Origin of the sequence: Botrimarina colliarenosi (assembly GCF_007859955.1) — a bacterium.
GTDB lineage: Bacteria > Planctomycetota > Planctomycetia > Pirellulales > Lacipirellulaceae > Botrimarina > Botrimarina colliarenosi.
Genome location: NZ_SJPR01000005.1, coordinates 89,163 through 102,903 on the forward strand (window position 1 = coordinate 89,163; position 13,741 = coordinate 102,903).

11 protein-coding genes and 1 tRNA gene are annotated in these 13,741 nt (G+C 66.2%); 7 read left to right on the plus strand and 5 right to left on the minus strand.

All coding sequences use genetic code 11. The annotated features are described in order from the left end of the window. Positions 1 to 116: 116 nt before the first annotated feature. The gene (locus tag Pla108_RS16585; RefSeq protein ID WP_197526638.1) at positions 117 to 1,265 is read left to right on the plus strand and encodes a cysteine desulfurase family protein; all 1,149 of its coding nucleotides are present in this window, start codon (positions 117 to 119) and stop codon (positions 1,263 to 1,265) included. Positions 1,266 to 1,426: 161 nt separating this feature from the next. Here the strand turns inward: Pla108_RS16585 and Pla108_RS16590 are convergent, their stop codons facing one another. Then, a complete protein-coding gene (locus Pla108_RS16590) occupies positions 1,427 to 1,765 on the minus strand; it encodes a tetratricopeptide repeat protein (protein ID WP_146446094.1) in 339 nt (112 codons plus the stop codon). Positions 1,766 to 2,050: 285 nt separating this feature from the next. On the opposite strand from Pla108_RS16590, the gene lpxA reads away from it, so the two are divergent. Next, positions 2,051 to 2,917 carry an acyl-ACP--UDP-N-acetylglucosamine O-acyltransferase gene (gene lpxA / locus Pla108_RS16595; protein ID WP_197526639.1) on the plus strand — a complete coding sequence of 289 codons (867 nt, stop codon included), beginning with the start codon at positions 2,051 to 2,053 and terminating at the stop codon, positions 2,915 to 2,917. Positions 2,918 to 2,947: 30 nt separating this feature from the next. Here lpxA and Pla108_RS16600 read toward each other — a convergent pair whose 3' ends face one another. After that, positions 2,948 to 4,279, minus strand: a complete 1,332-nt coding sequence (locus Pla108_RS16600; RefSeq protein WP_146446096.1) for a TlpA family protein disulfide reductase — start codon at positions 4,277 to 4,279, stop codon at positions 2,948 to 2,950. A 322-nt stretch (positions 4,280 to 4,601) separates the two neighbouring features. Then, the gene (gene ppdK / locus Pla108_RS16605) at positions 4,602 to 7,301 is read right to left on the minus strand and encodes a pyruvate, phosphate dikinase (RefSeq protein ID WP_146446097.1); all 2,700 of its coding nucleotides are present in this window, start codon (positions 7,299 to 7,301) and stop codon (positions 4,602 to 4,604) included. 267 nt (positions 7,302 to 7,568) lie between these two features. Here ppdK and Pla108_RS16610 point away from each other — a divergent pair, with 267 nt between their 5' ends. Further along, positions 7,569 to 7,961 (plus strand): hypothetical protein, encoded by a 393-nt coding sequence (locus tag Pla108_RS16610; protein WP_146446098.1) that lies wholly within the window; start codon positions 7,569 to 7,571, stop codon positions 7,959 to 7,961. A 68-nt stretch (positions 7,962 to 8,029) separates the two neighbouring features. Beyond that, positions 8,030 to 8,779 (plus strand): hypothetical protein, encoded by a 750-nt coding sequence (locus tag Pla108_RS16615; protein ID WP_146446099.1) that lies wholly within the window; start codon positions 8,030 to 8,032, stop codon positions 8,777 to 8,779. Positions 8,780 to 8,787: 8 nt separating this feature from the next. Here the strand turns inward: Pla108_RS16615 and Pla108_RS16620 are convergent, their stop codons facing one another. Together Pla108_RS16620 and Pla108_RS16625 are read right to left on the minus strand one after the other, a co-directional pair. Next, the gene (locus tag Pla108_RS16620) at positions 8,788 to 9,480 is read right to left on the minus strand and encodes a DUF2461 domain-containing protein (protein WP_146446100.1); all 693 of its coding nucleotides are present in this window, start codon (positions 9,478 to 9,480) and stop codon (positions 8,788 to 8,790) included. A gap of 378 nt (positions 9,481 to 9,858) precedes the next feature. Then, on the minus strand, positions 9,859 to 11,190 hold the full coding sequence (locus Pla108_RS16625) for a hypothetical protein (protein ID WP_146446101.1): 1,332 nt from the start codon (positions 11,188 to 11,190) through the stop codon (positions 9,859 to 9,861). A gap of 399 nt (positions 11,191 to 11,589) precedes the next feature. Here Pla108_RS16625 and Pla108_RS16630 point away from each other — a divergent pair, with 399 nt between their 5' ends. The 3 genes from Pla108_RS16630 to Pla108_RS16640 all read left to right on the plus strand — a co-directional run bounded on the left by Pla108_RS16630 (position 11,590) and on the right by Pla108_RS16640 (position 13,582). Further along, positions 11,590 to 12,327, plus strand: coding sequence for a redox-sensing transcriptional repressor Rex (locus tag Pla108_RS16630; RefSeq protein ID WP_146446102.1), 738 nt, complete (start codon positions 11,590 to 11,592; stop codon positions 12,325 to 12,327). Between the two features lie 90 nt (positions 12,328 to 12,417). Next, positions 12,418 to 12,488: transfer RNA gene (locus tag Pla108_RS16635), tRNA-Gln, on the plus strand. A 92-nt stretch (positions 12,489 to 12,580) separates the two neighbouring features. Beyond that, complete coding sequence (locus Pla108_RS16640; RefSeq protein ID WP_146446103.1) at positions 12,581 to 13,582, plus strand: 3'(2'),5'-bisphosphate nucleotidase; 1,002 nt, start codon at positions 12,581 to 12,583, stop codon at positions 13,580 to 13,582. Positions 13,583 to 13,741 lie beyond the last annotated feature (159 nt).

Genomic DNA, 13,741 nt, shown 5'->3' on the forward strand with positions numbered 1-13,741 from the left:
GAGCGGTCGTGCGGATAACACCGCCCCGCCGAGGGCCCAGAGTGACCTACGTTTTAAGCGGCCCGGGAGCATCGGTTCCTGGGCCGCTTTTTTCGTTCGTTGGCTGGACCCTCCCCGTGCGCTCGATCTACCTCGACTACAACGCAACGACGCCCCTCGCGCCGGCCGCCCAAGAGGCGATGCTGCCGTACCTGGCGGACCGCTTCGCCGACCCGCTCGGCGAGCATGTCGCTGGCCGCGCGGTCGCCGAAGCGATCGAAGACGCGCGGACGCGACTGGCGACGGCGATCGGCGCCGCGCCGGACGAAATCGTCTGGACCTCTGGCGCCACCGAGGCGTCGAACCTCGCGCTGCGAGGGCTGATCGAGCCGGCCGTCCGCGCGGGCGAGCGGCCGCACCTGGTGGTCTCCGCCGTCGATCACGCTGCGGTCCAAGGACCGGCCCGTTTCTTGGCGCGGCTCGGCGCCGAACTGACCATCGTGCCGGTTGACCGCCAAGGGCTCGTTGACCCCGACGCTGTCACCGCGGCGTTGCGGCCCACGACGCGGCTGGTGAGCGTCGTCCACGCCAACGAAGAGATTGGAGCGGTGCAACCGATCGCCGAGATCGCCGCCGTCTGCCGCCGGGAGGGGGTTCGCTTCCACACCGACGCGGCGCAGTCGCTGACGAAGCTGCCGATCGACGTCCGCCAGCTCGATGTCGATCTGCTCAGCCTCTCCGCCCACAAGGCGTACGGGCCCAAAGGGGTCGGCGCTCTTTATGTGCGGCGTGGCGTGGGGCTCGAGCCCCAACTGCTCGGCGACGCCCACGAAGCGGGCCAACGCGCCGGCATGCCGAACATCGCGGGGCTGGTCGGTTTCGGCGCCGTCGCCGTGGTCGGGCAGCAGTGCCTCGACGATTCCACTCAGCGTGTGGCCGCGCTCCGCGACCGCTTGCAGCAGCAACTGACGTGTGGCGCCGAAGGCGCCGTTACCTACGGCCCGAGCGATCAGCGCCGGCTCGCGAACACCCTCTGTATCGCCCTGCCCGGGGTCGTTGCGACCGAGTTGTTAGCGGCGGTCCCCGAGCTGTGCGCGATGCCTTGTGCGGGGGGCGGCACGGCCGACTCCGGCGACGTCTCGCTGAGCCCGACGCTGCGGGCTATTGGCGCCGATCCCGCTGAGGCGGTCGGCGCGATCCGGCTCTCGCTTGGGTGGTACAGCGACGAAGAAGAAATCGACGCCGTGGCCAATGCGCTGCTAGCGGCATGGGAACAGCTTCGCTGAGACTTTCGGTCTGAGCCGGGGGCGCAAGCCCTCGGAGTAGCGAACCGTTTTCCACTCCGAGGGCTTGCGCCCCCGGCTCAGGATTGCTTGCTCAGTTGGGTTCGCTTGCTCAGTTGGGTTCGCTTGGATGCTGGCTCGGCGTGCGGGCTTCGATTTGCTGCTCAACCGCCCGCTTCTATCGTCCGGCTGGTCGCCATCGCCTCTTCGGCCAGGGCGATGTAGCTCGTGTCGCCCGTGCCGGCGTAGGCCCGCTGGAACGTTACGCTGAGCGCCGTGTAGCTGAAGGCGTCGTTCGGCTCGAGCTCGCAGACCCGCTTGGCGTGCTCTATCGCCTTGTCGTGGGCGCCGAGCTTCTGCTGGACGACCGCCAGCGCCGAGTGGGCGAGGGCGTAGGTCTCGTCGGCGGCGATCGCCTCTTCAAACTTGGCGGCGGCGCCGTCGAGGTCGCCGGCGGCTTTGAGCTTGTCGGCTTCGTCGTAGAGGGCGACGGGGTCGGCCATGGGGGGCTGCGGGGTTGGCGGGGGTGCTAGCGGAGAGAATTCGCGTCCCGGCGGGCGACCGATCTGGACCGGGCCGGGCCATTGATTGTAGGAGAACCCCAACGAGGAGGCAGGGGCCCCGCCGGTCGGTCGCAGAATCATTGCGATCCGCCCGTTCCGGCTCACACGGCGTCACCGCACCGGCCGATACCAACGGCTGGCGACGTCGAGTGGGAGTCGGGTTGGCCCCTCCGCCAAGAGCCGTCGCGGCTCTCTAAGCAAGCACGCCAGCAAGCGGGAAACCCCGTGAATATTCACCCCAGCGCGATTGTTGACCCCGCCGCCCAGCTTGGCTGCGACGTCGAGGTCGGTCCTTTCGCGATCGTCGAGGCAGGCGCCCAGGTGGGCGACCGCTGCAAGATCGGCGCCCGCGCGTCCGTCAAGTCGGGCGTCACGATGGGGAGCGACAACACGCTCTTCGAAGGGGTGGTGATCGGCGGCCTGCCGCAACTAATCGCCCCTCCCGGGCCTCCGGGACGCGTCATCGTCGGCGATCGGAACCTGTTCCGTGAGAACGCCACGATCCACCGCGCCATGACCGAAGCGGGCGTCACCCGCCTGGGGAGCGACTGCCTGTTTATGGTCGCCGCCCACGTCGCCCACGATTGCGACGTCGCCGACCGCGTCGTGCTCACGAACAACGTCATGCTCGCCGGCCACGTCACCGTGGGCGAACGGGCCTTCCTCGGCGGCGGCAGCGCCGTGCACCAGCACTGCCACGTCGGCCGCATCGCGATGATCGGCGGCATGGCCCGCGTCACGCAGGACGTGCTCCCGTTCGTCATGATCGACGGCGACTCGGGCGACGTCGTCGGACTCAACCGCGTCGGCCTCCGCCGGGCCGGGTTGAGCCGCGAAGAGATCGCTGAAGTCAAAGAGGCTTACCGGATCATCTACCGCAGCGGCGAGTCGTTCGCGCAACGGCTGACGATGCTCGGCGATCGGTTCCAGGAGGGGCCCGCCGCAGAGTTCGAGCCCTTTCTTAGCAACACGTCGCGTGGCTTTGTTCGCGAACGCCGCACCCCGCCCGGCAGCACGCTCCGCGTGATCGAGGGCGCCCTGGAAAGCTCGTCCGAGCGTCTCAGCGACGCCGCCTCGCGCCGAGCTGGTTGAAGCCCGCCAAGTTTCACAACGGGGTCGGGTTCAGCCGTCGAGCAGCGAACGCAACCGCTCGCGCTCGGTGATCTGCTGCGCCTCGGCTTGCCGGAGTTTCTCTAGCTGCTGCGCCGCGATGTCATCGCCGCGGAGCGTCGCCTCGATCTGGTCGGCAAGCTGCTTGCCCGTCGCGGGGTCAAAGCCTTCCTGCGCCACCTGCACGCGGCCGTCGCTGCCGACGAGCACGATCAGCGGGATCGCGCTGACATCGTACGCTTCGGCGACCTCGGCCGACTCGTCGAGCAGCGCTGTGGGGGTAAGCCCACGGGCTTCAAGGAACGCGGCCACATCGTCCGCCGGCTCGCCGACATTGACGGCGTAGTAGTCGAGGCCCTGGTCGGCGTACTGCTGGTGCAGCTTCTCGAGGGCGGGCATCGCCTGGACACAGATCGGGCACGTCGTGGACCAGAACTCGAGCAGCACGGCGCCTTCGCCGGCGGGCTCGCCCAGGCTGACGCTATTACCGTCTGGCGTCGGCAATTCAAATGCCGGCGCGGCTTGGCCGAGCAACGCATGGGCGCCGCGCTCGGGCGCCTGGTAGAGCGAGTCCATCAGCAGCGAGTTCGCCGGCTCGGTGACCGGCAGGTCGTCCGCCGCGAGGCCCGCCTCGGTGTTCCAGTCGGTGAAGTCGAAGGTCAGCTGGTAGTCGAACTCGTTGTACTGGGCGCCCATCTGCTGGATCGCCGGCGTGTCAATCACGTTCGGCCTCACCCGCCGGACGAGCGGCGCGCCATCGGCCCGGTACCAGACGTCCGTGGTCAAGTCGCCGCTTACGGTGTAGCGGGCGTGCAGCAGTTGCTCGCCATCGACCTCTTCTTCGCCGATGAACTCGCTGCTGGTCACGTTGGCGGCGAGCTCATCGGCCGCCTGGGGATCGACAAACGCTAGCGCCAAACCCCCCAGCCCGCTGCCGATGCCGCTTGCTCCCGGTGAACGGACAAATGACGCGAAGCCGTCGGCGTCCGATTCGAGCATATGACGGCGGCGGCTGAGCAACGCGGTCAGCACCACCTTGCCATTGCCGGCGACATGATAGCCGCTCTTCGAAGGCGCGCCCTCCTCGTCGACCGAGTGGAAATCAAAACGGCCATCGGGCGCCGTGAGGTAGACGAAGTTGGCCGACAGATCATCTTGCTTGTCGTCGCGCACCAGGAGCGTCCCGACACGGATATCGACCGACGCCGACTCGGCCGACGCGACGGCGGCGGCCGAGTCGGCGAGCAGTTGCATCGGATCGGGGTCGGCGGCGCAGGCCGGGACTAACGTCGCGGCGAACAGCGAGGCGACAACCGGGGCGACTCGCAAAGCGGGAGCATGCATGACAGCAAGTTTCCAAAGGAAGGGAGCGAGGACACCAGTTTACTAGCAGCCGGGCCCCCTGAAAGTTCGGTCGCCGGCGGGAATCCGCGAAACCGGCGGTCGCGTTGGTGAATCGCCTCACACTTGCTGGAAGGCGAGGGCCACGAAGCGGCACAAAAAACACGCGAAAAAAAGACTTGGCGCTCTCTCTGGACGAGGCCCCGAACCCCCCGGGCTTTTTGTGTCTTTTTGTGCCGCTTCGTGGCGAAAGAAAAAAGCCCGCCCCGCGGGGGCGGGACGGGCTTCTGGATAATTCAAATTTTGCTAGCGACTCACTCGGCGATCAGGCGTTCGCCAACGCCGCCTGAGCGGCCGCGAGCCGGGCGATGGGCACCCGGAACGGGCTGCAGCTGACGTAGTTCAGCCCCACGTTGTGGCAGAACCGGATCGAGGCGGGGTCGCCGCCGTGCTCGCCGCAGATGCCAAGCTTGATCTTCTTGTTGACCGACTGGCCCTTCTCGACGGCGGTCGCCACCAGCTGGCCAACGCCCGAGACATCGATCGACTGGAACGGGTCCTTCGTCAAAATCTCTTGTCCGAGGTAGTCCGGCAAGAACGTGTTCACGTCGTCACGCGAGTAACCAAAGGTCATCTGCGTGAGGTCGTTGGTGCCGAAGCTGAAGAAGTCGGCGTGGCCGGCGATCTCGTCGGCCGTGAGGGCGGCGCGGGGGATCTCGATCATCGTCCCGATGAGGATGTCGAGCTTGCCCTTGAAGTTCTTCGCCTCGACGACCTTGGCGATCGTCTCCTCGGTCAGCTCGCGGAGAATCGAGAGCTCCTTCACCGTGCCGACCAGCGGGATCATGATCTCCGGCTTGGCGTCGATCTTCTTGCCGAGGCAGTTGATCGCCGCCTCGGTGATCGCCGTGACCTGCATCACGAGGATCTCGGGGTAGGTGATCGACAGCCGACAACCGCGGTGGCCGAGCATCGGGTTCGCTTCGTGCAGCTGCGAGACGCGGGCGGCGATCTCCTTGACCGGGACGCCGATCGCCTTGGAGAGCTCGCCTTGGCTCTTGGCGTCGTGCGGGACGAACTCGTGCAGCGGCGGGTCCAGCAGGCGGACCGTCACGGGCAGGCCGGCCATCGCCTTGAAGATCCCCTCGAAGTCCTTCCGTTGGAACGGGAGGAGCTTCTTCAGGGCCTTCTCACGGTCGGCGATCTTGTCGGCGAGGATCATCTCACGCATCGCGAGGATGCGGTCCCCCTCGAAGAACATGTGCTCGGTGCGGCAGAGGCCGATGCCCTCGGCGCCGAACTCGCGTGCCCGCTTCGAGTCCTCGGGCGAGTCGGCGTTGGTGCGGACGCCGAGCGTGCGGTACTTGTCGGCCCAGCCCATGACCGTGGCGAAGTCGCCCGACAGCTTCGGCGAGATGGTCGGCATCTCGCCGGCAAAGACCTCGCCCGTGGCGCCGTCGATCGAGAGGACGTCCTTCACGCCGTACGACTTGCCGCCGACGGTGATCTTCTTCGCCTTCTCGTCGATGTGGATCGAGCCGGCGCCGGCGACGCAGCACTTGCCCCAACCGCGGGCGACGACCGCCGCGTGGCTGGTCATGCCGCCGGTGCTGGTGAGGATGCCGGCGGCCGAGTGCATGCCGTCAACGTCTTCGGGGCTCGTTTCCTTGCGGACGAGCAAGACCTTTTCGCCGTTGTGGGCCCGCTCGACCGCTTCCTCGGCGGTGAACGCCAGCTTGCCGAACGCGGCGCCCGGCGAGGCGGGCAGGCCGATCGTCAGGGCCGACGCCTTCTTCTTCGCCGCCGGGTCGAACGACGGCAGCAGCAGCTGCGTCAGGTCGCCGGCCGGGATCCGCATGACGGCGGCCTTTTCGGTGATCAGCTTCTCCTTGACCATGTCGCAGGCGATCTTCACCGCCGCCATGCCGGTCCGCTTGCCGTTGCGGGTCTGCAGCATGTAGAGCTTGCCACGCTCGATCGTGAACTCGATGTCCTGCACGTCCTTGTAGTGCTTCTCGAGCTTGGTCTTGATCGCCATCAGCTCGGCGTGGACCTTCTTGCCGATCGTCTTGTCGGCCTCGCACTTCCACTTCGGCATGTCCGCCACCGGCTGCGGCGTGCGGATGCCGGCCACCACGTCCTCGCCCTGGGCGTTGATGAGGAACTCGCCGTAAAACTTGTTCTCGCCGTTCGACGGGTTGCGCGTGAACGCGACGCCCGTGCCCGAGTCGTCGCCCATGTTGCCGAACACCATCGACTGGACGTTGACCGCGGTGCCGGCCAGGCCGGTGATGCCCTCGATGCGGCGGTAGCTGATCGCCTTGTCGGACATCCAGCTCTTGAAGACCGCCTCGATCGCCAGGGCGAGCTGCTCGATCGGGTCCTGCGGGAAGTCGGCCTTCGTGTGCTTCTTGTAGACCTTCTTGTAGGCGTCGACGAGCTCGATCAGGCCGGCGGTCGGCACGTCGTTGTCGTCCTTGGCGCCGTACTTCGACTTGATCTTGGCGAAGGCCTCCTCGAAGTACTCGTGGTGGACCTCCATGACGACGTCGCCGTACATGTTGATCAAGCGGCGGTAGGCGTCGTAGGCGAACCGCTCGTTGCCGGTCGCGTTCGACAGGCCGGCGACCGACTCGTCGTTGAGACCCAGGTTGAGGATCGTGTTCATCATGCCCGGCATGCTGATCTTCGCGCCGGATCGGACCGACACGAGCAGCGGGTCCTTCGAGTCGCCGAACTTCTTGCCGCTCTCCTTCTCGAGCGTCTTCACGGCGGCGTGGACCTCGTCCATCATTCCCTTGGGGAACTTGCCGCCGGCCTTGTTGTAGGCGCCGCAGCACTCGGTCGTGATCGTGAAGCCGGCCGGCACCGGCAGGCCGATCGAGGTCATGTCCGCTAGGTTGGCGCCTTTGCCGCCCAACGACTCCTTCATCGAGGTGTCGCCTTCGGTCTTGGTCTTGCCGAAGTAGTAAACCATCTTGCCGGCCTTGCCAGCGGAGGTCTTGGTGGGCTGCTTCTTAGCCATGACGGCCTGTTTCCTGTCTACTGGAGCTGGTTCGGTGGGGTGGCGGTCGCCATCGATCCGCCGGGGCTCGCGATCGCGGCGCGGCCGGCCTCTTGGGTCGGCGCGCAGAGAGATCAGGCCCGGTTAGTCCCGGTAAAATGAGTCGGAAGCGTAGCGGGTGCCGCCCAAGGCAGTCAACCGGCCGATTCCGCGGCTACAATCCCCGCCTGAGCGGTACCCAATCCCTGCCTGAGCGGAACCCAGCCCCTTAATCTCCAACCGGTCCGTATGAATCGCCGACTCGCCACCATCCCAGGCGCCGCGTGCCCAGGCGCCGCGTGCTTCGCCGTGGGGCTCGCGCTGTTGACGCTCGCCGGAGCGGTCGCCGCCGAGCCGAGCCCGCCCGGCCTCGCCCAATCGGTCGCCGACCTGCGGGACGAGGTGCGAGCGCTGCGGGATTCGGTCGCCGAGCTCCGGCAGGGGATCGAGGCACAGCGTAAGGGTCGCGGTGATCTCCAGCCGGTCACCATGCAGATCGTTTCCGCCGATGAGAGGGCTATCGGGTCGAGCTGGAATCGCTTCAGAACGGCGGCCCCCGAATCCTTGCAACCGGCGTTTCTGACGACCACGGTATCGCCATCGACGCGCGGCGACTCCCGTACGGGGACTACCGGGTTTTGATCAACGAGCCGTCGGGCTGGAGAGCTTCGCTGCGGCGGGTGACGATCGAGTTTGGACAGCCTCTCGAGATGAGGATCCCGGCCCCCGACCCGACTCTCACCGGGAGTATCCGCCTCCGGTGTGAGCTGTCCGCCGAACGGCTCCGCGGCCTCCCTTTTGGGCTGCCCCAGCAACGGGCGGGCAGCGGGTACTTCGTCGCGTACGCCCCCGAGCCGTCCGAGCGGTTGGATCGTGGCGACCTTCCGACCATCGACCACGGCCTAACGGTTGCAGCCGCCACGGCTCGGGTCTATGCGGAGCGGTCTTTCAAACTCCCCGACGACAGTCGGATTGAATGGACGTGGCTGACTCCGCTCCCCGACTACCGCGTAACAACCGCAGCCACCGTGACGTCGCGTCCGACAAGCCACGACGAGAGATGGGCCCCGCCCCGCCCCAACGGCGCCTACTACGGATCGAGTGAAGCCAACGAGTATGTTCGCGTCCTCGTCGAGAACCGGCGCGTCGCCCCGACGGCAGAGGTCAATCTTGGAACCGGTACCGTCGAACTAGCCGTCCCAGCCGGCCAGGTGGGGGTGACACTCCGCCAACTTGAGGCGATGGCCGATGAGGGCGTCGTCGCTGCTTTCGGCATGCCAGCAAGGCGCTCCGTTTGGCTTCTTGCCTCTTTCCGGCCCGACTCGGAGTGGCCGGAGTATATTTTCGACCTCCGCGGCTGGGAGCCGAGTGCGAACTCGAACACCTACGCGGTGAAGAAGGTCTCGGTCGACCCTGGGGAGACTGTTGAGGTGGTAATCCGGTCGCCGCAGGGCGAGTAGTCCACCCTTCAGAACGGCAGCCGCAGCGCCCCGCACAGGAAGTCGACGTACCCCTTCGATCTGCGGAAGGCGTCGGCGACTCGGTCCACCAAGTCGGGGGTGAACAGTTCATCGTGCTCAAGCGGCGCGCCGGCGATGTGGTCCTTCCGCTTCAGGTCCTCGATCAGCGGGTGGTTGGCGTCATAGCCCCGCGGGGGCCGCTTCAGCGACTCGCCGGCCGGGTCCCACGCCTCACTGAACCGCTTGTTGTCGCGGACCCGCTTCCACTTGGCCGGCTCCTCGACGATCCGCTCGCGAATCGCGGCGAGTGACGGCGCGTCGGGCCGCCAGACACCGGCGCCCAGAAAGCACTCGTCGGGGGCGATATGGACATAGAACCCCGGCGCGTGAACGTCCTTGCCCACTTCGTGGCGGAACTGGATGCCGACGTTCGTCTTGTAGGGTGTCTTGTCGTGGCCGAATCGCACGTCGCGGTGGATCCGCATCAGCGAGCCGCCCACTTTCTTCGGCGCGGCCACAAAGTGCGGCGAGACCTTCCGCAGCGGCTTCTCCATGGCGGCGATGAACGCGAGCGCCGGCTCACGGACCTCGGTCTCGTAGCGAGCCTTGTTGGCGTCGAACCACGGCTTGTTGTTATGGGTCGAGAGCTCCTCGAAGAAATGGAGCAGCCCGAGTGGGAAGCCGCGAAAGGGTTCGGGCATGGGATCGCGGGGGTAACGTGAGGGGAGGGCCGGCTTGCCGTCCCCAAACTACCCACGAACCCAGCGAGCCGGGAAGCGTCAGCTCCCGGAGGGCGCCGAGCGCCAACGTCACTCCGGGAACGGACGTTTCCCGGCTCCTTAATCGGGCGCGTTGGCGTGCTTGGGCGGGCTCTGCCCGCGGCTAGCGTCGGCTCAAGCTAGCGCCGTTGCTCAAGTGAGGTGTGCGATGCCCCCCGTCACCAAAAAGCAAAAGCGGCCCGGTTCACTTTGAACCGGACCGCCTTGGGTTTTGACCAGCCCTATTTTGTCTTCGGGGTCTCGCCCTTACGGGAGGCGATTATCCTTCAGAAGTAGGCGTCTTTGTCGTTACCTTCGCGATCAGCCGTTGCAACCGCAGCCAGCGGCGGCCGGGGCCGTCGAGGCCTCGGCACAGGCCGGGTTGGTGCACAGCACCTTGCAGGGGATCTGCTCGCAAACAACTCGCGGCACGCACTTGGTCACCGTGTAGGGGACCTGACGCGGGACGCACTTGTAGCAGGTCACCGTCCGCTGAGCACACACCGGCACGCAGACCTTGTAGCAGCAGGTCTTGGTGCGGCACTCGGGGACCATCTTGCAGACCTTGTAGCAGCAGGTCTTGCACTCGGGGACCATCTTGCAGACCTTGTAGCAGCAGGTCTTGGTGTGGCACTCGGGGACCATCTTGCAGACCTTGTAAGTGCAGGTCTTGCATTCGGGGACCATCGTGCAGACCTTGTAGCAGCAGGTCTTCGTGACGGGCTCACAGACGTACTTCGTGCAGCAGATTTCCTTCGTCTCGCAGCTCGGGACCCAAACCTTCTTGCAGCAGGTGGTCGGGGCCGAGGTGCACTCGATCTTGCAGCACGTGCCGGGCTGGTAGCAGCAGCTGCACGTGCAGGGGTTGTAGACCCACTTGCCGGCCGAACGGACGGTGCGGTAGGAGGTCTTGCCCGGGATCGTGTAGCTCTGGGTCTGCCAGCTGCCGCCGTTCACCGTGATCGTCTTGGTGTAGGGGACGGCCTTGCGGACGTAGCTCGTAACTTCGCGGGTCCGCGTTTCCCAAACCGGCTTATTGACGGTGTAGGTGCGGGTCTTGGTCTCCCACACCGGCTTCATGACGGTGTAGTTGATGTCGCGGGTCCGCGTCTCCCAAACCGGCTTATTGACGGTGTAGGTGCGGGTCTTGGTCTCGTAGGTCGGGACCATGACCGTGTAGTTGATCTGCTTCTGACGCGTTTCCCAAACCGGCTTGTTGACGGTGTAGGTGCGAGTCTTGGTCTCGTACACCGGCTTCATGACGGTGTAGTTGATGTCGCGGGTCCGCGTTTCCCAAACCGGCTTGTTGACGGTGTAGGTGCGGGTCTTGGTCTCGTAGGTCGGGACCATGACCGTGTAGTTGACCTGCTTCTGGCGGGTCTCGGTCACGTGCTTCGTGTAGTTCACAACCTTCTCTTCCGCAACGCGGTCGTAGACCGTCCGGAAGCGTGTTTCTTCGACGCGATCCATCACCGTCGACCGCTTGGTGCGGTAGATCGTGTGATAGTGGGGCGCTTCGCAGACGCCGCCGTCGGCGGCAGTTGCTTCGCCTTCACAGCCATAACGGGCCGCGCAGTTGCACGAGGCGTTCGCTTGCGATCCGGCAAGCGAGACGAGTGCAGCTAGCAGCGGCAAGCCAAACAGACGTTTCATCTTCTGGGTCGCCTCCTTCAAAAGACAGCTAGGGAAAGATGGGGTAACTGGTCAAGACAGAGAGATTCCGTCCGTAGTAAGGTCGGGATAGTCAGCCCCCCCGCCTTAGCTGTTTTGCGTAGATTCCCTTTTCGGTCTTGACGCCCCTCGCAGAGCCTTCCCCCTAGTTGAAGTCTTTGCCTGTAGACGACTTAGGTCGCCCAGCCCGCAAGGAGGCCGGCGCCGCTGGCGCCGACTGTACCGGTGGCGCCGTGTACGCAATTCGTCTGCCCTTCGGCATTTTCAGGACCGGGCCGAAATTGCGTGTCACCGCCGGGTCCCGTAGAGTTGCAGCAGCGACGGCGCCGACGCCGTCCTCCCGAGTTGCCCGCCGCGGGCACGCCCAACCGCCCGCCGCACATGTCCGACGAACTTTCCAGCGACCAGAATCACTCCGCCAAGGGGCCACCGCCGCGATCGGACGAGGCCAAAGTGGCCCCCAAGGCGGTCGTTAATCGGCTGAGCCTCTACCTGCGTGAACTGCAACGCATCGAGCAGTCGGGGAAAGAGACCGTCAGCTCCAGCCAGCTCGGCAAGCTACTCGGCTTCACCGACGCCCAGGTCCGCAAGGACCTCGCCTACTTCGGGCAATTCGGCCATCCGGGCGTCGGCTACCGCTGTGCGGAGCTGGTGGCGGCGATCCGGCGGATCCTCGGCACCGACCGCGAGTGGGTCGTCGCGATCGTCGGCGTGGGCAACCTGGGCCGGGCGCTGCTCGGCTATAAAGGCTTTCGCCCGCAGGGGTTCCGCGTCGCGGCGGCGTTCGACAGCGACCCCTCGAAGGTCGGCATGAGCTTTGGCGGCGTCGCGGTCGAGCCGACAACTGCCCTCGAAACCACGGTTCGCGAACGGGGCGTCACGCTCGGCCTGATCGCTACCGCCGCCGAGGCGGCCCAGGAGACGGCCGACCGGCTCGTTTCGGCGGGGGTGGTCGGCATCCTGAACTTTGCGCCGATGACGTTGTCCTTACCCCCGGGGGTGAGCTTGGTTGGCGTCGACCTAGCGACCGAGCTCGAGCAGCTCAGTTTCTCGGTCGCCAACAGCCAAGCAGCCGTGGCGACCGAACAATCCGATCCGGGGCCCGGCGTGGCCCGTTAACGGACGCCCTCGATTGAGGTAGAGTACGAGCTTGGTCGATAAGGCCTGAGAAGCGTGACGCCGATCCAAGAGGCGGCACGACGCCTGCGGAACCCCGTAGTGTAATGGTAACACCAGGGATTTTGATTCCCTTATTCCAGGTTCGAGTCCTGGCGGGGTTGTTTGGCGGCCATGGGCCGCGGCTGCCAGCTGTCAGCGATCAGCGGTCGGCGTTTCGACGGATCGCTGCAGGCTGACCGCGGACTTTCCTCCCATGTTTAAGACTCCCGAAGCCAAGTTCGCGATTGATGCGGTCCGTGAGGCCGCCGCCCTGGCCCGCCGCGTGCAGGCGGAGATGGTGACCGACGCTCTCACCAAGGGCGACAAGTCGCCCGTCACGGTGGGGGACTTCGCCGCCCAAGCCGTCGTGGGGAAGCGGCTCGCCGAAGCGTCGGCCGCTCACGGCATCTGCGGCGTTCTTGTGGGCGAAGAGTCCGCTGACGACCTCCGCAAGGTTGACGCCGAAAAGACGCTTGAGCAGGTCACACATTTCGTTCGGACCATCGCCCCGGATGCGACCCCCGAAGAGGTGTGTGACTGGATCGACGTCGGCGCCGCCAATCCGGGCGACGCGTACTGGACGCTCGACCCGATCGACGGCACCAAAGGTTTTTTACGCGGTGACCAGTACGCGGTCGCCTTAGCGCTGGTCGAGAACGGGCGCGTGACGCTCGGCGTGCTCGGTTGCCCCTGCCTCGAGCAGCCGAGCTCGGCCGCCCAAGGCGAGAGCGGCTCGCTATTGATCGCCAAGCGTGGCGAGGGCGCCTTTTGGCAGTTGTTGTCGATGGCTAACGACGACTGGCATCCCCTTCGTGTGGCCGACCAAACCGATCCGGCCGGGACGCGGATGCTGCGGTCGGTTGAGAAGGGGCACACGAACCTCGGCGCCATCGACCACTTGGCGACCGCCATGGGCGTAGCGGCCGAGCCGGTCGGCATGGACAGCCAAGCGAAGTACGCCGTCCTCGCCGCCGGCGGGGGCGAGATGCTTGTGCGTCTGCTGTCGGAAGACCGGCCCGACTACCGCGAAAAGGTCTGGGACCAGGCGGCCGGCTCGATCGTCATCGAAGAGGCGGGCGGCCGCGTCACCGACCTCGACGGCAAGCCGCTCGATTTCTCGCAGGGCCGCACCCTCGCCAATAACCGCGGCGTCGTGGCGACCAACGGCGCGCTGCACGAGGCCGCGCTGGCGGCGCTGAAGTCGATCGGCGCCTGATCCCCGCTTGAGGGCGCGCCGGATTGTAGGAGGCGTCTCCGACGCCGATTTCGCGCACCATTCCGCGCTCGTCTAGCAGACCGTAATCGGCGTCGGAGACGCCTCCCACAGGAGGGGTGGGGCGACGCCCGTTGAACCGTTTGAGAAAGCCTGCGTAGA